Source organism: Rhodanobacter sp. sgz306013, assembly GCF_057031145.1.
Genome location: NZ_JBXCIJ010000003.1, coordinates 452,219 through 468,901, shown reverse-complemented (window position 1 = coordinate 468,901; position 16,683 = coordinate 452,219). Strand labels below are relative to the sequence as shown.

17 protein-coding genes and 1 tRNA gene are annotated in these 16,683 nt (G+C 65.6%); 7 read left to right on the top strand and 11 right to left on the bottom strand.

All coding sequences use genetic code 11. The features are described from left to right. The first annotated feature begins 16 nt into the window (after window positions 1–16). The 3 genes from AC2EWF_RS11775 to AC2EWF_RS11765 all read left to right on the top strand — a co-directional run bounded on the left by AC2EWF_RS11775 (window position 17) and on the right by AC2EWF_RS11765 (window position 3,333). On the top strand, window positions 17–457 hold the full coding sequence (locus AC2EWF_RS11775; protein ID WP_483639553.1) for a very short patch repair endonuclease: 441 nt from the start codon (window positions 17–19) through the stop codon (window positions 455–457). A 365-nt stretch (window positions 458–822) separates the two neighbouring features. Further along, window positions 823–2,142, top strand: coding sequence for a hypothetical protein (locus AC2EWF_RS11770; RefSeq protein ID WP_483639552.1), 1,320 nt, complete (start codon window positions 823–825; stop codon window positions 2,140–2,142). Window positions 2,143–2,316: 174 nt separating this feature from the next. Continuing rightward, on the top strand, window positions 2,317–3,333 hold the full coding sequence (locus AC2EWF_RS11765; RefSeq protein ID WP_483639551.1) for a hypothetical protein: 1,017 nt from the start codon (window positions 2,317–2,319) through the stop codon (window positions 3,331–3,333). Here the strand turns inward: AC2EWF_RS11765 and AC2EWF_RS11760 are convergent. From AC2EWF_RS11760 to tpiA, 5 genes are all read right to left on the bottom strand, one after another. Beyond that, the gene (locus AC2EWF_RS11760; protein WP_483639550.1) at window positions 3,320–3,637 is read right to left on the bottom strand and encodes a hypothetical protein; all 318 of its coding nucleotides are present in this window, start codon (window positions 3,635–3,637) and stop codon (window positions 3,320–3,322) included. The two genes, AC2EWF_RS11765 and AC2EWF_RS11760, sit on opposite strands and share 14 nt — an antisense overlap. A gap of 23 nt (window positions 3,638–3,660) precedes the next feature. After that, window positions 3,661–5,241: a tyrosine-type recombinase/integrase gene (locus tag AC2EWF_RS11755; RefSeq protein ID WP_483639549.1), complete on the bottom strand. Its 1,581-nt coding sequence runs from the start codon at window positions 5,239–5,241 to the stop codon at window positions 3,661–3,663. 176 nt (window positions 5,242–5,417) lie between these two features. Then, window positions 5,418–5,502, bottom strand: a tRNA-Leu gene (locus AC2EWF_RS11750). 11 nt (window positions 5,503–5,513) lie between these two features. Continuing rightward, on the bottom strand, window positions 5,514–5,963 hold the full coding sequence (secG, locus tag AC2EWF_RS11745; RefSeq protein ID WP_483639548.1) for a preprotein translocase subunit SecG: 450 nt from the start codon (window positions 5,961–5,963) through the stop codon (window positions 5,514–5,516). Between the two features lie 19 nt (window positions 5,964–5,982). Continuing rightward, window positions 5,983–6,732, bottom strand: a complete 750-nt coding sequence (gene tpiA / locus AC2EWF_RS11740) for a triose-phosphate isomerase (protein WP_483639547.1) — start codon at window positions 6,730–6,732, stop codon at window positions 5,983–5,985. A gap of 109 nt (window positions 6,733–6,841) precedes the next feature. Here tpiA and AC2EWF_RS11735 point away from each other — a divergent pair, with 109 nt between their 5' ends. After that, window positions 6,842–7,648: an SDR family NAD(P)-dependent oxidoreductase gene (locus tag AC2EWF_RS11735; RefSeq protein WP_483639546.1), complete on the top strand. Its 807-nt coding sequence runs from the start codon at window positions 6,842–6,844 to the stop codon at window positions 7,646–7,648. Between the two features lie 79 nt (window positions 7,649–7,727). On the opposite strand, the gene AC2EWF_RS11730 is transcribed toward AC2EWF_RS11735, so the two are convergent. From AC2EWF_RS11730 to orn, 4 genes are all read right to left on the bottom strand, one after another. Then, a complete protein-coding gene (locus AC2EWF_RS11730; RefSeq protein ID WP_483639545.1) occupies window positions 7,728–8,663 on the bottom strand; it encodes an isopenicillin N synthase family dioxygenase in 936 nt (311 codons plus the stop codon). A 123-nt stretch (window positions 8,664–8,786) separates the two neighbouring features. Then, window positions 8,787–10,133 (bottom strand): phosphoglucosamine mutase, encoded by a 1,347-nt coding sequence (gene glmM / locus AC2EWF_RS11725; RefSeq protein WP_483639544.1) that lies wholly within the window; start codon window positions 10,131–10,133, stop codon window positions 8,787–8,789. A 78-nt stretch (window positions 10,134–10,211) separates the two neighbouring features. Beyond that, the gene (folP, locus tag AC2EWF_RS11720; protein WP_483639543.1) at window positions 10,212–11,126 is read right to left on the bottom strand and encodes a dihydropteroate synthase; all 915 of its coding nucleotides are present in this window, start codon (window positions 11,124–11,126) and stop codon (window positions 10,212–10,214) included. Beyond that, complete coding sequence (gene orn, locus AC2EWF_RS11715) at window positions 11,123–11,680, bottom strand: oligoribonuclease (RefSeq protein WP_483639542.1); 558 nt, start codon at window positions 11,678–11,680, stop codon at window positions 11,123–11,125. The genes folP and orn overlap by 4 nt, the downstream gene beginning before the upstream one ends. Window positions 11,681–11,781: 101 nt before the next feature. Here orn and sbcB point away from each other — a divergent pair, with 101 nt between their 5' ends. Next, window positions 11,782–13,218 carry an exodeoxyribonuclease I gene (sbcB, locus tag AC2EWF_RS11710; RefSeq protein ID WP_483639541.1) on the top strand — a complete coding sequence of 479 codons (1,437 nt, stop codon included), beginning with the start codon at window positions 11,782–11,784 and terminating at the stop codon, window positions 13,216–13,218. A gap of 11 nt (window positions 13,219–13,229) precedes the next feature. Further along, on the top strand, window positions 13,230–13,916 hold the full coding sequence (locus AC2EWF_RS11705) for a DUF2461 domain-containing protein (RefSeq protein WP_483639540.1): 687 nt from the start codon (window positions 13,230–13,232) through the stop codon (window positions 13,914–13,916). Here AC2EWF_RS11705 and AC2EWF_RS11700 read toward each other — a convergent pair. Beyond that, on the bottom strand, window positions 13,913–15,250 hold the full coding sequence (locus AC2EWF_RS11700) for an MFS transporter (RefSeq protein WP_483639539.1): 1,338 nt from the start codon (window positions 15,248–15,250) through the stop codon (window positions 13,913–13,915). The two genes, AC2EWF_RS11705 and AC2EWF_RS11700, sit on opposite strands and share 4 nt — an antisense overlap. Before the next feature lie 263 nt (window positions 15,251–15,513). On the opposite strand from AC2EWF_RS11700, the gene aqpZ reads away from it, so the two are divergent. Next, complete coding sequence (gene aqpZ / locus AC2EWF_RS11695; RefSeq protein WP_483639538.1) at window positions 15,514–16,245, top strand: aquaporin Z; 732 nt, start codon at window positions 15,514–15,516, stop codon at window positions 16,243–16,245. A 42-nt stretch (window positions 16,246–16,287) separates the two neighbouring features. Here the strand turns inward: aqpZ and gloA2 are convergent, their stop codons facing one another. After that, the gene (gene gloA2 / locus AC2EWF_RS11690) at window positions 16,288–16,683 is read right to left on the bottom strand and encodes an SMU1112c/YaeR family gloxylase I-like metalloprotein (RefSeq protein WP_483639537.1); all 396 of its coding nucleotides are present in this window, start codon (window positions 16,681–16,683) and stop codon (window positions 16,288–16,290) included.

The following is a 16,683-nucleotide window of genomic DNA, read 5'->3' as shown; positions in this document are numbered from 1 at the left end:
GGTCCGGGAGGATGGCGTGGCCGACTTCCTGACCCCCTGCGAGCGCTCGGAGAGGATGTCTCGGATCCGGGGCAAGGACACCCAACCCGAACTTGCACTCCGCAAGGCCTTGCACCGTCTGGGGCTCAGATACCGGCTCCACGGTGCCGGGCTCCCTGGCAGGCCAGACCTCGTGTTCCCCCGCTACAAGACCGTTGTGTTCGTCCACGGCTGCTTCTGGCACCGGCACCTGGGTTGCAGCATTGCAACGACGCCGAAGAGCAATACGCCGTTCTGGTTGGAGAAGTTCGAGAAGAACGTCGCAAGGGATGTGCGTGTGACAAAACAGCTAGCGGAGCAAGGCTGGGCAGTCTTTGTCGTCTGGGAATGCGAGCTATCCAAGCCCACGGAGGCTGCCAAGACGGCGAAAGGTCTCGCCGCCAGGATCAGGCGTGCTCCCACCAGGCCCGGCAACTAACCCGCATGGTTGATACCTCCAATACGGAACAGGTACTGGCGGCATGTACGAGTCGCTTCCAGCAGCAGGCCACCTCGATTTGGAGAGGCAGGGAAAAAGAAGCATTGATCGCCCTCACCAGGGCCCTCGACTGCGCAGCGACATCCGCCTATCGAGGCGAAATAGACGCCGCTGGCCAGACGGGGCAAGCTCCAGACAGATACCAGCAAATGCTTCTCCTAGGCTGCGCCTCGGCGATGCGCCCATTCCTTCACGCAGTAAAGGGCCAAGGCGGCGGCGTACCGTGGGGGCCTAGCCGTCCCGACACGAGCCGCTTTGCGTACTCATACCTCAAGGCATGCGGCACCCTTGCATTCCTGCGACGCATGGCTGCCCTCGAGCGGTACGGCCTGGCCACCACGCAGCAGGTCTCCTCAGGCCATCACCAGATTGATGTCCTGCCTGGCCCGGCCGAGAAGGCACTGGCCTACTCGCTCCGTTTCATGCGCCCCGATACCAAACCACAGCCGGTGTCCTCGGAACGCTGGGATAGTCGCCACGCGCGCATGAGGAAATATGTCGACTCACCTGACGGATGGTTCATCAGGTATGACAACGACCGGGAGATCGTTGCAGCCTACAGGGAGCAAGCACGGTGCCACGGCATGGGGTGGATGGAGGCCGAGGCCCTCCCGGACGACATCCCCATCGGCGACAGGACCTTTGGCGAATGGAAAGATGCGTGCGACCAGGCCGTCGGAAGGATATTGGCGCACATGGATTTCTCAGCGCTGCTTTGCAAGAAGTCACCATCGATCTCGATAGAAAACGTCCTCACGATATTCGCCAGGCGCGATGACATCGAAGCCGTGTGGATAGAAGCCGGCCTACCGCGATGCCAGGTATTGCCAACAATGAAGGCACTCACCCTGGAGTCCGACGGACTGGACGACTGGGAGCACGCCCTCGAGATACCGCCCCCCTTCTACATCGACCTAGGGAGAGACTTCGTCCTCCTTCCCTGCTTCGGGGCGTTAGTGAATCCATACTTCGCGCTCTTTCGCCATCTACGCCAGGAGTACCGACGAGACTGGGATCGCGGGGTAGATCGCCGCGAGGCGGTGTTCCGTACTGACCTCGGGGAGATCCTACCGCCCTCCAGATTCACGATCCCCGCTCATGGATTTGGCCTTCGTCGCACGGACGGCTCCTTGATCACCGATATCGACGCCTTGGTCATTGATAGGGAAAGCGGTGACTTGGCACTACTGCAACTAAAATGGCATGACGTTTTCGGCCTTTCCCTGCACGAAAGGGAAAGCCGGCGCAGGAACATAAACAGGGCCAATGACTGGATCGATCGCGTCTCCTTCTGGGTAGATGGCCGTTCGTGCGCACAGGTGCTCAAGGCACTGGGCTTGCCCTTCCAGGGATCGCCCCGCCCTCCAGTGCTCTATGTCCTCGCAAGATATGCGGCCCGCTTCACCGGGAACGACGTACAGGACCCTCGCGCCAGCTGGATTGCCTGGCCAGAGATGCAGATGGCCGCTAGATACGGATCAGGCGAGACCTCGCCGCTCCTCTGGATACCTTCGTGGGTATCGGATTACGAAGGTCAATTCGAGGAAGCCGAGACAAGGAACATCGAGTTCCAATACCCTGACTTGAAGGTATCGCTCAACCTACCTTTCTCGAGGATTCCCTAGCTCCCTTACCAGGGATATCGCCTGACAGAAATGCTGCAAGGGGAACGATCCTCATCAGGAACCGACCCGCCGGCCACGCAATCGCTCAAACGGCCTTCCCTCGGACACCACTGATCTTGATAGGAGTCGCAAATGGATTCCCACCCTTTTGTCCTCGGCCATAAGAATTAAACCATGACAGCATTGAAAGATACTTTCCTCTCCCACTGGCAAAGCCAGCAACGTGTAGCACCCAGTCTACTGTTGGGAGTTCACATCCCGACAATTCAAGGCGTTCTAGCCTTTCTCGACGCTGAGCCGGCAGCATTCAAGCTGAAGGCTGAAGTGTTACGCATCTTCAAGATCTCTAACTGGTTGCTTGAACCTGGTGCGTTTCAGGAGTTCGTGCAAGCAGTGGGAGAGGCGCAGTTTTGGATGATGGCCAAAGCCCGGAACATCAATCTTGAGCGAATCCCGGAGAAGTCAAAAAAATCCCAAAAAACCCCAGACTTTCGTCTGGCCGGTGGTGGTGAGTGCGCCCCTTGCTTCGAGGTCAAAACGTTGTCTGTAACAGGTGGCATCCATAACCTTGGCCAGATGAACGAGGCGAGTTTTCAAGCACAGCTATCACTAAGCAAGCAGGTAAAGGATGGCAAAAAAATAGCCTTTGCTATCCATGAAGCTGCGCCCCACGGAGTAGTTGAAAACGAAAAGAATCTTACGACGATCATCCAAAACCTGATCGACAAGACAACCAACAACATTAAGTCTGGTCAGTATTCGGACGCGCCAACCTGCTTGGTGCTCAACTTGCTTCTAATAGATGGTCACTGGAACGGAAATGCAGGATTACGTCCGGTGGCATTCGGATACCCGAAACCCTGGAACATCCGGTCTGGCGTGTTCTGGAACTTGGCATTTGGCAAGGTCGGGCATTTGGTGTTCGGCATCCCGGAGTTCGAAGGCAAACCAACTGTGGAAGGAGAGTTGGGTCGAGAGGGCATCCTTGAAGCCTACCCCGACATTAAAGCGCTCCTACTAATTGTCCATGGATTGAACAAAGAACCTAGGTTCTTTGGATTGAGGCGCGAAAGTGACGACGACCTTTGGTTGAATGCGCTCAAGGACATGGGGGACACATTCTCCAAGCTAGTGGAAGACAACTGGAACGATGAAGGTGACACCAACGGATGGCGTCTCACAGATCACTAGGGAGGCGTGAAGGCTGGATGGCGTATTGCGCCTCTTTTTCGAAAAGACGAGGTGAAGCTCGCCCGTGCCGCTCCTCAGCGCGGATCCTACGCATCAAGGAACAGACCCCGGCAACAAGGTCGCGAAATTCACTAACGAGCATCGGCACATGCTCGCCTGTCGACATCGATGGCGCCCGAAGTCGCTCTACGCCTTGGTTGCGCCAATTTCGCGGATGAAGGCTGCCCCATTGCCCCTTCCCCCGCATGAACTCCTGCCCCTCCCTCGTCGTCGATATCTCCAGCATGTTGAGGATCAGCTTCAAGGCATCGCTCGCTTCGCGAGAGATCAGGACCTCCTCCGCAGCCAAGGCTTATCGCGCTTCGAAAAACCTTCACCTTGCGGAAGGCTCACTACTCGCGTTTCGGTGCCACCGACCGCCGTAACTGGCTCTACTCGCTCGCCATCCACCGGGATGTCAACCACCTTTTGGACTACTTTGTCGCTCAACCATGGCTTGTGACGCTGAGACAAATTCTGTCCGCGTAGAAAGCTCGTCCGCTCTCCGTCGCCTTCAGCTGTTGGGCGCACAGCGACGGGTTGAACATCCATTGACAGATCGACCGACCCCTGTTCCCGTTTCGCGATGGGTGCGGGCTCGGTGCGGCCTTGTTTGAGCTGGTCCAAGTAGTCTGCCCATGCCTGCATGACCTCTTGGCGCTTTTCGCGAAATTTGACCCGCGCATAGGCAGCTTCGACTTGGTCTTTCGGGGCATGCGCCAACTGGGCTTCGAGCACGTCCACGTCAATGCCCAAACGCTCACGTCCAAGCGTCCGCAGCGATGCACGAAAGCCATGGGTGGTGTGCTCGCCCTGAAAGCCCATATCGCGCAACGCCTTGCTCAAGGCATCCCGACTGAGATGCGGCGATTTCTGGCGTGCTTGCGGCGGGAATACGTATTCGCCACCCATGTTCCGCTCATGCATCTCACGCAGCACGACGAGCGCCTGCTCAGGCAGCGAGGTGCTGTAGTCCTGCCCCGTCTTCATGCGATGGGTACCGTCCGGGTTCTTTCCCGGAACACGCCATTCGCCAGCCTCCAGATTGATCTCATCCCAACGAGCGCTAGCCACCACACCTGAGCGCATTGCAGTCAAGGCTGCCAAGATCAGGGCGGCGCGTACGACGCGATTCTCGTAAGCATCAATGGCCCGCATGACATCACCAAGCTTGCTGGTGCTATCGGTGACGGCGGGCATATGGCCGCTGCGATGAGTTGGCAAAATGCGATCGAGCCGCAGTCGACTGTCGTCAGGGCGCAGACCTTCGTTGATGGCGTGCTCCACGATGCTTGCCACGTACTGCCGTGCCTTCCGGGCCAGCTGCGGGGTTTCTTTGGCCATCTCAACGAGCAAAGGGCGGACGTCCTTCGTCTCCATCACGCGAAGGTCCACATCGCCGATCTTGGGCACCAGATAGGACTCCACCACCAGGCGGGCTTTGCGGTAGGTTTCCAGCGCCCAAGTGGGGCGCTTCTCCGCCATCCATCGCCCCGAGACGGCACGCATTGACGCGTGCTCGATTTCAGCACGCTCCTGCGCCGCAGCTTCCTGTTCGGCTCCAACTGCGGTCTTCGCCTCTTGCTTAGCTTTCCGTATCCCCGCCGTGGCTCTGCCTTGCTTGGCAGCACCCTGTATCTCAATCGCCTTGATACGCGCCTCGCTCAGGGACACGTCGGGGTAGTGCCCAATCGTGGCCGGCGCAGGGCGCGAACCATCCGGGAGACGGTAACGCACACGCCAAGCCTTCAATCCGGCCGGGCTCACCCAGAGCACCAGCCCATTGCCATCCGGCAAGAAGTAAGGCTTGTCGGCTGGCTGGGCTCGACGAATCTGAAGATCAGTCAACGTTGCCGAAAGGCGGGGCATGGCTTGAGACCTACTTGGGTACAAACAAGACGATTTGTACCCAAGAATATACCCAAAACGCACGGATACCTCTGGACAGCACTGGACGTCTCTGGACGGCCAGGCAATAAAAAACCCCGCAAATCGCGGGGTTAGATACGATTCTGGACGATATTGAACTGTTCAGAATCAGGTCATGGTGCCCAAGAGGGGACTCGAACCCCTACGCCTTGCGGCGCTACCACCTCAAGGTAGTGCGTCTACCAGTTCCGCCACCTGGGCAGGTGTCTTGCTCAGTGTTGCTTCTGCGGGGCCGGCGCAGCCGGCACTTCGCCTTGCTGCTTGCTCGCGGCAGGTGCCGCAGGCACTGCGGTGTTCGCAGCTGCGGGTGCAGCGGACGGCACTTCCGGGTTCACCGGCGTGGCTGCCGCCGGCGCCTGCTTGGCGGGTGCCGGCTGGTTGCCCATGCCGGCCATCACGCCGAGATCGGCGCCGTTGCCCTGCTGCGTGCCATGGCTGTGCAGGTACATGCCCATGCCGAGGCTAAGCGCGAAGAACAGCGCGGCGAGCACGCCGGTAGCACGGGTCAGGAAGTTGGCCGAGCCGCGTGCACCGAACACCGTGGCCGAAGCACCGCCGCCGAAACCGGAGCCGGCACTGGCGCCCTCGCCGTTCTGCAGCAGGATCAGCACGGTCATGGCCGCGGCGATCAGGATGTAAAACACGCTGAAAATGACGAACATCAATCGAGCCCGTGGCGACTTAACGCGCCGCTGCGCAGATTCCCAGGAAGTCGGAAGCGATCAGAGAGGCCCCACCGATCAGGCCTCCATCCACATCCGACTGCGCGAACAATTCGGCGGCATTGGCCGCCTTGACGCTGCCGCCGTAAAGCAGCCGAGTCAGACGGGCAATCATAGCATCTTCCTTCTGGAGTTGGCTACGGATGAACGCATGTACCTGCTGGGCCTGTTCGGGCGTGGCGGTACGGCCGGTACCGATCGCCCACACCGGTTCGTAGGCGATTACCGCAGTATCGAATGCCGCGATGCCGCCGCCGGCGAGCACGGCCTGCAGCTGGCGCGCGATCACCGCTTCGGTGTCGCCGGCTTCGCGCTGCGCCAGGGTTTCACCCACGCAGAGGATGGGCGTGAGGCCGGCCGCGCGCGCCGCGGCAAACTTGCGCGCCACCAGCCCGTCGCTTTCGCCGTGGTACTGGCGTCGCTCGGAGTGACCCGCCAGCACCCACTGCGCGCCACAGTCGGCCAGCATCGCGCCGGACACTTCGCCGGTGTACGCGCCCTGCCCTTCGTGTTCACTGAGATCCTGTGCGCCGACGCCGACGCCGGCCGCGGCGCAGGCCGCGCCCACCGCCTCCAGGTAGGGAAACGGCGGGCAGATCACCACGTCCATGCCGTCGGGCCTGGCCGCGGCAATCTCGCCGCACAGGGCGGCGGCCATCGAGCGGCTGCCGTGCATCTTCCAGTTTGCGACGACGAGCTTCTTGCGCATGTTCGACATCATTCCCTTGCTACAAAATCGAAATTTTACAGGACGATAGAGGGACTGGTATTGCTGCAGCGCAACGTCCAAGATGCGCCGGTCCCGACCGGAGAAAAACATGCCGCCTGCACGACCACTGAGTCTCGTCACCGGCGCCTCCGCCGGCATCGGCGCCGCCTTCGCCCATGCGCTGGCGGCACGCGGCCACGACCTGGTGCTGACCGCGCGGCGCACCGGGCGGCTGGAAGCGCTGGCCGCCGAGCTGCGATCGCGACACGGCTGCGCGGCGACGGTGTTGGGCGCCGATCTTGCTGATCCCGCAGCACCACGCGTGCTGTGCGAAGACCTGGAACAACGTGGCCTCGCAGTGGACTGGCTGATCAACAACGCCGGCTACGGCGTGCCCGGTAGCTTCGTGGGCAACGACTGGAACACGCATGCGGGCTTCCTGCGGGTATTGCTCGATGCGCCGGTCGAACTGGCCTGGCGCCTGTTGCCCGGCATGCGCGAACGCGGCTACGGCCGCATCGTCAACGTGGCGTCGCTGGCCGGCCATGTGCCGGGCACCGCGGGGCACACCTTGTACGCGCCCGCCAAGGCATTCCTGATCAAGTTCTCGCAGGGACTGGCGCTGGAAAGCCGCGAGCGCGGCGTGCACGTCTGCGCGTTGTGCCCCGGCTTCACGTATTCCGAGTTCCATGACGTCACCGGCACCCGCGCGCTGATGAACAAGCTGCCCGGCTTCATGTGGCAGAGCGCCGAAACGGTGGTGGCCGAGGGTCTCGCCGCCGTGGAGCGCGGCGAGGCGGTGCACGTCACCGGCCGCGTGAACCGCTTCATCAAGGGCGTGTTCAAGCTGATGCCGGACCGGCTGGCATTTCGCCTGTCGGCGCGGCAAGGGCGACGTTACCGTCAGGCGGATTGACGGAGTCCTCCTCGCCCCTGCCTGTCCGGGGCGCAACCTGGGGCAGGCAGGGGGCGAGCGCAGTGTCCCGAATCCCGGCTCAGATCAACTTGATCTCGCGCAGGCGCTGCTGCAGGTACTCGTGCGAGGTGATCGGGGTGTCGTATCGCTTCGGGTTGTCCGGCGTCACGCACTGCGGCAACGGGTCCAGCACCACGTCGGGGTTGGGGTGCAGGAAGAACGGCACCGAGTAGCGCGGCTTGCGCGCGTTCGCGTTCTGCGGGTTCACCACGCGGTGGGTGGTGGACGGGTACACGTGGTTGCTCAGGCGCTGCAGCATGTCGCCGATGTTCACCACGATGGCGTCGCCCTCGGTAGTGACCGGCAGCCACTCGCCCTCGCGCGTCAGCACTTCCAGCCCTTCCGCGCTGGCGCCCACCAGCAGGGTGATGAAGTTGATGTCCTCGTGCGCGCCCGCGCGCACGTTCGGGATGTTCTCCTCGGTGATCGGCGGGTAGTGGATCGGCCGCAGGATGGAATTGCCCTGGTCGGTCTTGTCCTCGAAGTAATGCTCGGGCAGGCCGATGTGCAGCGCCAGCGCGCGCAGCACGCGGGTGCCGAGCTGGTCCAGCGCCTCGTACAGGCCGTAGCCGTACCGCTGGAACTCCGGTACCTCGCTCGGCCACAGGTTCGGCGCCATCACGTCGGCGAACGTCGAGTCGCGCGCGATCTCGCGCCCGACGTGCCAGAACTCCTTGAGATCGGGGTGCTTACTGTCCTTCGCAGTCTCCACCTTGAACGGGGTGTAGCCGCGTGCGCCGCCGCTGCCGGGCACGTGGTATTTCATCTTGGTATCGGTGGGCAGTGCGAAAAAGCGGCGGAAGGCGTCGTAGGCGCCGTCGATCAGTCTGCCCGGGATGCCATGGCCGCCGATGCAGCAGAAGCCGAATTCGCGGTAGGCGGCGCCAAGCTCGGCGACGAAGGCTTCGCGGTCACCGTCGTAGCGGCGAATGTCGAGGGTGGGAACGTTCTTCATGGGTCCGGGTCCGGTCGGTTGCGCGGTCGATGGGTGTACCGCCACCGCAGGGACGGTTCACGTCGGGCCATTCCTTGGCGACCGGATCCTGGGGACCTGAGGCCGGCATTGCCGCCGGCTGGTTCACGAGCGTTCTGCGGAGGATTTTACGACGTCAGCCAGGTTTTGCGCCAACTGCCGCACCTCGGCCGCATCGGTGCCCTCGACGGTGACCCGCACCAGCGGCTCGGTACCCGAGGGCCGCAGCACCACGCGGCCGCGGCCGCGCAACGTCTGTTCCGTGGCGGCCAGCGCCTGCCGCACGGCATCCCCGTCGAGTGCTTCGCGCGCACCGTCGGCGCGCACGTTGATCATCACCTGCGGCAGCTTGGCCAGGCCTTGCCGCGCCGTGGCGAAATCCTCGCCGGCCAGCGCCTCCAGCACGGCCAGCGCGGAGACGATGCCGTCGCCGGTGGTGGCCCGGTCCAGGCAGAGGATGTGGCCGGAGGTTTCGCCGCCCAGCACGCCGCCACGCTCCTTGAGTTGCTGCAGCACGTAGCGGTCGCCCACCTTGGCACGCACCAGTTCGACGCCGAGCTTTTCCAGCGCCAGCTGCAGGCCGTAGTTGCTCATCAGGGTGCCGACCAGCGGCCCGCGCAGCTGGCCGCGCGCCTGCCAGGCACGGGCGATCACGTAGAGCAGGTCGTCGCCGTCGGCGAGCACGCCGAGGCGGTCCACCAGCTGCACACGGTCGCCGTCGCCGTCGAAGGCGATGCCGAGGTCCGCGCCCTGCTCCCGCACCGCGCGCTGCAGCGCCTCGGGGTGGGTAGAGCCCACCTCGCGGTTGATGTTGAAACCGTCCGGCTTGTCGCCGATGGCGGTCACTTCGGCGCCTAGCTCAGTGAACACCTTGGGCGCGACCTGGTAAGTGGCGCCGTTCGCGCAGTCCAGCACGATCTTCAGGCCGTTGAGGTTGAAGTCCTCGGCCACCGTGCTCTTGCAGAACTCCGCGTAGCGGGTCACCGCGTCGTCGATGCGGCGGGCCTTGCCCAGGTGCTCGGAAGGCACCGTGATGAAGGGCGCGTCGATCTCCGCCTCAATGGCCGCTTCCATCGCGTCGCTGAGCTTCTCGCCCTGCGCGGAGAAGAACTTGATGCCGTTGTCGTAATGGGGGTTGTGCGATGCGCTGATGACGATGCCGGCCTCGGCACGCAGGGAACGGGTGAGGAAGGCCACGGCCGGGGTCGGCATCGGCCCCAGCATGCGTACGTCGACGCCGGCGGAAACCAGGCCGGCTTCCAGCGCGGCCTCGAACATGTAGCCGGAAACGCGGGTGTCCTTGCCGATCAGCACGCCACGGCGTCCGGTGCTCTGCTGCCTTAGCACCGCGCCCAGCGCGCGGCCCAGCCGCAGCATGAACTCGGCATTGATCGGCCACTCGCCGACCCTGCCACGGATGCCGTCCGTGCCGAAATATTTGCATTGACTCATGGATGCCTTCCCGAAAGGGTTCCCTGTCCCGTCGGCGGCGCTTCGTGCGCCGCCGTCCTGTCGCTGTTCTCTGTCCGGCTAGTCGTCGTCTGGCCAGCGCGGTGCCGCCGGCTTCGGATCGCGGCTCGGCGCCTCTTCCCCCGTGTGCACGCCTTGCCATACCGCCAGCGCGTCCACCGTGGCGGCCACGTCGTGCACGCGCACCATGCACGCGCCGCGCTGAACCGCGATCAACGCGGCGGCGACCGAGCCGGCCGCGCGCTCGACCGGGGGCTTGCGACCGGTCAATGCGCCAATCATGGCCTTGCGCGACAGGCCCGCGTAGACGCCGCTGCCGAGATCCGCGAAGCGCTCCAGCGCCCGCAGCAGGGCCAGGTTGTGCTCGAGGCTCTTGCCGAAGCCGAAGCCCGGGTCGACGAGCACCTTGCGCTTGTCGATGCCGGCCAGTTCGCAGGCGAACAGGCGGTCGGCGAGGAAGCGGTGCACCTCGCCCACCACGTCGTCGTAGTGCGGGGCGTCCTGCATGCTGCGCGGCTCGCCCTGCATGTGCATCAGGCATACCGGCACGCCGAGAGCCGCCGCGGCATCCAGCGCGCCTTCGCGGCGCAATGCGTACACGTCGTTGATCATGCCGGCGCCCGCGGCCACCGCCGCGCGCATCACCTCGGGCTTGGAGGTGTCGACGGCGATCGGCAGCGCGGTACGCGCGACCAGCTGCTCGATCACCGGGATCACCCGGCGCAGCTCTTCCTCCACCGATACCTCGGCCGCGCCGGGGCGGGTGGATTCGCCGCCCACGTCGAGCAGGTCGGCGCCCTGCTCCGTCAGCGCCAGGCCGTGCGCCACGGCCGCCTCCATGGTGGCGTGCTCGCCGCCGTCGGAAAACGAGTCAGGCGTGACGTTGATGATGCCGGCCACGCGCGGGCGGTCCAGCGGCAGCTTGCGTCCGGCGCAGTCCAGCACGGTGGCGAACATGGCGTCGAGCGCGTTCATGCCCCGCCCAGCTCACCCATGAAGCGGCGGTAGTAGCGCAGCTCCTCGATCGAATCGCGGATGTCCGACAACGCCGTATGCGCGGAATCCTTGCCGAAGCCCTTGCCGATCGCGGGCGCCCAGCGCCGCGCCAGCTCCTTCAGCGTGGACACGTCGAGGTTGCGGTAGTGGAAGAAGTGCTCCAGCCGCGGCATCTGCCGGTGCAGGAAGCGGCGGTCCTGGCAGATCGAGTTGCCGCACATCGGCGACTTGCCCGCCGGCACCCAGTCGCGCAGGAAGTCCAGCGTGGCCTGTTCGGCTACCGCATGGTCGGCGGTGGAATCGAGCACCTGCTGCCACAGGCCGGACCTGCCGTGCTGGTTGCGGTTCCAGGCGTCCATCGCCTCCAGCCGGTCCAGCTCGTGGCGGATCGCGAACACCGGGCCTTCGGCCAGCACGTTGAGTTCCTTGTCGGTGACGATGGTGGCGATCTCCAGGATCGAATCGGCGTCGGTGTCGAGGCCGGTCATCTCCAGATCGATCCAGATCAGGTTGTCGTCGTTGGCTTGGCTCATGCGCCCTCCTGGTCGCGCAGTCTATCAAGGGATGCGGGCGGACAGACCGGTGCCGCCCGCGCCTGGGCCCATCGGGGCATCCGCATGCGATCATCCAGCCTATGCAGACGTTCTTCTGGCACGACTACGAGACCTTCGGCGCCGATCCCCGGCGCGACCGCCCCGTGCAGTTCGCCGGCATCCGCACCACGCCGGAGCTGGAGATCGTCGGCGAGCCGGTGATGTTCTTCGGCCAGCCGCCGCGCGACAGCCTGCCCCAGCCCGAGGCCTGCCTGATCACCGGCATCACGCCGCAGCAGGCCGAGCGCGAAGGCGTCGGCGAAGCCGAGTTCGCCGCCCGCGTGCACGACCAGCTCGCCGCGCCCGGGACCTGCGGCGTGGGCTACAACTCGCTGCGCTTCGACGACGAGGTGACGCGCCAGCTGCTCTACCGCAACTTCTACGAACCCTACGGCCGCGAGTGGGAGAACGGCAATTCGCGCTGGGACCTGATCGACCTCGTGCGCATGTGCGAGGCGCTGCGCCCCGAGGGCATCGCGTGGCCCACCCGCGAGGACGGCGCGCCCAGCTTCAGGCTGGAACTGCTGGCCACCGCCAACCACCTGCAACAGGAACGTGCGCACGACGCGCTCTCCGACGTGTACGCGCTGATCGACCTCGCGCGGTTGATCCGCGTGCGCCAGCCACGGCTGTGGGACTGGCACTACGCGCTGCGCCGCAAGCAGCGCGTGTTCGAACTGCTCGACGTGGCGGCGATGACGCCCCTCGTGCACGTCTCCTCGCGCTATCCCGCCAGCCGCCACTGCCTCGCCCTGATCGCACCGCTGGCGATGCATCCCAGCCGCCCCGGCGAGGTGATCGTCTGCGACCTCGCCTCCGATCCGGCGGAATGGCTCGGGCTGGACGAAGACGAGATCGCCGACCGCGTGTTCACCGCGCGCACCGACCTGCCCGACGACGTCGCCCGCATCCCGCTGCGCACCGTGCGCGCGAACCGCGCGCCGGCGCTGGCGCCGCTCTCCGTGCTGAAGGGCGCGGACCTGCAACGCCTGCAGCTCGATCCCGAACGCTGCCTCGCCCACCGCGATGCGCTGGCCGCCGCCGACGGGCTGGCCGCCAAGGTCGCCCGCGTGTTCGCCCGCGCCGCCGAGCTGCCGCCGCCGGAAGATCCCGAGCTGGCGCTGTACGCCGGCTTCCTGCCCGACGCCGACAAGCGCCTGCTGCGCGAGGTGCGCGCCACGCCGCCGGAACAGCTGGCGACGCGCGCCTTCCCGTTCCGCGACCCGCGCTATGCCGAGCTGCTGTTCCGCTACCGCGCCCGCAACTGGCCGGAGACCTTGAGTGCGGAAGAACAGACGCGCTGGGAAGCCTTCCGTCGCCAGCGCCTCACGCGCGAAACGCCGCTCACCACGCTTACCCTTGACGGCTACTTCGCCATGCTCTCGGCCCTGCGCGCCGATCCCGCGCGACAGGACAAGCTGCCGCTGCTGGACCAGCTGCAGGCCTGGGGCGAACAGCTGGCGGCCGAACTGACCTGACCGAGTCCCTCATGCCCCACGCCTACTTCAGCCCCGCCACGTTCAAGTTCCTGCGCGCACTCGACCGCAACAACAGCCGCGACTGGTTCACCGCGCACAAGGCCGACTACGAGCGCCACGTGCGCGAGCCGTTCCTGCGCCTCATCACCGACCTGCAGGCGCCGCTGGCGAAGATCAGCCCGCACTACCGCGCCGACCCGCGCAAGAACGGCGGTTCGCTGTTCCGCATCTTCAGGGACACCCGCTTTTCGAACAACAAGCTGCCGTACAAGCCCTGGCAGGGCGCGCGCTTCTTCCACGAGCGCCGCCACGAGATCCCGGCACCCTCGTTCTACATGCACGTCCAGCCCGGCGACTGCTTCGCCGGCGGCGGCATGTGGCATCCCGAGCCCGACGCGCTGAAGAAGATCCGCGCCTTCCTCGCCGACAACCCTGCCGCCTGGAAGAAGGCCACGCAGAACCCCGGCTTTCGCGAGCACATGCAATTCTGGGGCGAATCGCTGAAGCGCCCGCCGCACGGCTACGACCCCAACCACGAGCTGATCGAGGACCTGAAGCGCAAGGACTTCGCCTGCGGCGAGGGCTTCGACGAAGCACTGGCCTGCTCCACCGAGCTGCTGCCGTGGACGGTGGCCTGCTTCAGGCGCGCGGCGCCGATGGTGGACTACCTCTGCGCCACGCAGGAGTTGGAGTTCTAGGCAACGCCGCGCGGCGCTTCCGCACCATCGCGCCCGGCTTGCATCAGCCAGAGTGCCGCCGCGATGCCGACCAGCGCGGTGAGCGCCACGTAGTGCGCCGGCGCCAGCACGCCCAGGCGCCTCACCAGCAGACCGATCACCGGCGGCGTCAGACCGCCGAACAGTGCATACGCGACGTTGTAGGAAAACGACACGCCGGAGAAGCGCACCGCCGGCGGGAACGCGGCCACCATCAGCGCCGGCACCACGCCAGTCACGCCCACGCTGAAGCCGGCCAGCGCATACAGCGCCACGAAATGCGCCGCGCCGACCCGCAGATCCAGATACAGTGCGTAGCTGCATACCAGCAGGCCGATCGCGCCACACAGCAGCGCGCGCGCGCTGCCCAGGCGATCGGCCAGCCAGCCGTAGCCGATGCAGCCGAGCGCCAGCGCCAGCGACGCCACGCTGTTGCCCAGGAAGGCGCGCGCCGGCGGCATGTGGAACACAGACTGCGCCAGCGAAGGCGTCATCAGGATCATCACCACGATCGCCGCGGTCAGCATCCACGTCGCCAGCATCGACACCAGTACGCCCGCACGATGCCGGCGCAGCACCTGCTGCAGCGGCAGGGCCGCGGACAGCTCGCGGCGCGTGTGCATCGCCAGGAACACCGGCGTCTCGCTGAGCCAGCGGCGCAGCCACACCGCGATGAACCCGAACGCGCCGCCGATCAGGAACGGCACCCGCCAGCCCCAGTCGAGCACCGCCGCGGGCGCCAGATGCCGGTTGATCGCCGCGGCCACCAGCGAGCCGATCAGGATGCCCACGGTCAACCCCGCGGTGAGGCTGGCGCAGGCAAAGCCGACCCGTCCCGCCGGCACGTGCTCGGCCACGAACACCCATGCACCGGGTACCTCGCCGCCCACGGCAATGCCCTGCACCACACGCAGCAGAAGCAGCAGCAGCGGCGCCAGCATGCCGATCTGCGCATGTACCGGCAGCAGGCCGATGCCGAGCGTGGGCAACGCCATCAGCAAAACGCTGAGGGTGAACATCCGCTTGCGGCCCAGCGTGTCGCCGTAGTGCGCCATCACGACACCGCCCAGCGGCCGCGCCAGGTAGCCGGCGGCGAAGATGCCATAGACCTGCAGCTGGGCCAGCCATGGCGCGGTATGCGGCGGAAAGAACAGGTGACCGAGCGGAACGGCGAAGAACACGAACACCACGAAGTCGTAGAACTCCAGCGCGCCGCCCAGCGCGGACAGCAGCAGGGTGCGCGCGTCACGACGATCCAGCCGGCGCACTGCGCCGCCTGTCGTGTCCGGTGCGGGCAATGTCGTGGCGTCGCTCATGACGGAACCGTGGCCCGATGCGGAGAAGGCCCGGCAACATAGCGCAGCACGCGCCACTTCGCGATGCCCCCTGCATGGCTTATGCTCGCGCCGTCCGGCGGGATGCCGGGCCACACGGGCGAGCCGCGGCCTGCAGGCGACCCGCCCGGCGTCGTTTCGGGGGAGAGGAAACGTCGTACGACCTGGCCGCCGGCCAGTGATCCAGACCGCGCCGCACAGTCGCGGCGCACCTGTCCATTCACGCAATCGGGAAGGAGTCTTCGATGAACCTGGGCAAACGCATGGCCGCCGAATTCTTCGGCACGTTCTGGCTGGTGTTGGGCGGCTGCGGCAGCGCCGTGCTCGCCGCCGGCTTTCCGGGACTCGGCATCGGCTTCGCCGGCGTGGCGCTGGCCTTCGGCCTCACCCTGCTGACGATGTGCTACGCCATCGGTCACATCTCCGGCTGCCACATCAACCCGGCGGTGACTTGCGGCCTCGCCGCCGGCGGCCGTTTTCCGGTGAAGGAGGTGATCCCCTACATCGTCGCCCAGGTGATCGGCGGCCTGGTGGCCGGCGCGGTGCTGTACGTGATCGCCTCGGGCAAGGCGGGCTTCGACCCCGTCGGCGGCGGCTTCGCCTCGAACGGCTACGGCGCGCATTCGCCGGGCGGCTATTCGATGGGCGCGGCGGCGGTGTGCGAGATCGTGATGACCTGCTTCTTCATCTTCATCATCATGGGCGCCACCCACAAGAGCGCGCCGGTGGGCTTCGCCGGCATCGCGATCGGGCTCGCGCTGACCCTGATCCACCTGATCAGCATCCCGGTCACCAACACCTCGGTGAACCCGGCACGCTCCACCGGGGTGGCCCTGTTCCAGGGCGGCTGGGCGTTGGGGCAACTGTGGTTCTTCTGGGTGATGCCGATCGTCGGCGGCATCATCGGCGGCCTGATCTACCGCTACCTGTGGAGCGACAGCGCCGTCCTTCCCGACATCAAGGGCGACCGGGCCTGAGCCCGCCACACACGGCACGCGGTCTCTCGGGCCCCGTGCCGACTACGACTCGTAAAGCTCGATCGGCAATCCGTCCGGATCGGCGAAGAAGACGAAGCGGCGACCGGTGTGCTCGTCCACCCGCACCGGCTCGCAGGCGACGCCGCGCGCCGTGAGCACGGCCACCGCCGCCTCCACGTCGGCCACGGCGAAGGCGAGGTGGCGGAGTCCCTGCGCCTCCGGCCAGGAGGGACGCGGCGGCGCGCCGGGAAACGAGAACAGCTCCAGCTGCACGCCGGGGCCGACTTCCAGGTCGCACTTCCAGGAATCGCGCGCGTCGCGGTAGACCTCGCGCACGATGCGCAGCCCCAGCGTCGTGCTGTAGAACGCCTTCGAGCGCGGGTAGTCCGAGCAGATCAGGGCGACGTGATGGATGCCGCGCAACAACGGTTCGGCCAT

Bases quoted from the DNA above. Each gene is read 5' to 3' on its own strand.
- AC2EWF_RS11770 (WP_483639552.1), top strand. From the start codon at position 823: ATGGCTGCCCTCGAGCGGTACGGCCTGGCCACCACGCAGCAGGTCTCC.
- AC2EWF_RS11765 (WP_483639551.1), top strand. From the start codon at position 2,317: ATGACAGCATTGAAAGATACTTTCCTCTCCCACTGGCAAAGCCAGCAA.
- AC2EWF_RS11755 (WP_483639549.1), bottom strand. From the start codon at position 5,241: ATGCCCCGCCTTTCGGCAACGTTGACTGATCTTCAGATTCGTCGAGCC.
- secG (WP_483639548.1), bottom strand. From the start codon at position 5,963: ATGTTCGTCATTTTCAGCGTGTTTTACATCCTGATCGCCGCGGCCATG.
- tpiA (WP_483639547.1), bottom strand. From the start codon at position 6,732: ATGCGCAAGAAGCTCGTCGTCGCAAACTGGAAGATGCACGGCAGCCGC.
- AC2EWF_RS11735 (WP_483639546.1), top strand. From the start codon at position 6,842: ATGCCGCCTGCACGACCACTGAGTCTCGTCACCGGCGCCTCCGCCGGC.
- AC2EWF_RS11730 (WP_483639545.1), bottom strand. From the start codon at position 8,663: ATGAAGAACGTTCCCACCCTCGACATTCGCCGCTACGACGGTGACCGC.
- glmM (WP_483639544.1), bottom strand. From the start codon at position 10,133: ATGAGTCAATGCAAATATTTCGGCACGGACGGCATCCGTGGCAGGGTC.
- folP (WP_483639543.1), bottom strand. From the start codon at position 11,126: ATGAACGCGCTCGACGCCATGTTCGCCACCGTGCTGGACTGCGCCGGA.
- orn (WP_483639542.1), bottom strand. From the start codon at position 11,680: ATGAGCCAAGCCAACGACGACAACCTGATCTGGATCGATCTGGAGATG.
- sbcB (WP_483639541.1), top strand. From the start codon at position 11,782: ATGCAGACGTTCTTCTGGCACGACTACGAGACCTTCGGCGCCGATCCC.
- AC2EWF_RS11705 (WP_483639540.1), top strand. From the start codon at position 13,230: ATGCCCCACGCCTACTTCAGCCCCGCCACGTTCAAGTTCCTGCGCGCA.
- AC2EWF_RS11700 (WP_483639539.1), bottom strand. From the start codon at position 15,250: ATGAGCGACGCCACGACATTGCCCGCACCGGACACGACAGGCGGCGCA.
- aqpZ (WP_483639538.1), top strand. From the start codon at position 15,514: ATGAACCTGGGCAAACGCATGGCCGCCGAATTCTTCGGCACGTTCTGG.
- gloA2 (WP_483639537.1), bottom strand. From the start codon at position 16,683: ATGGCCGAACCGTTGTTGCGCGGCATCCATCACGTCGCCCTGATCTGC.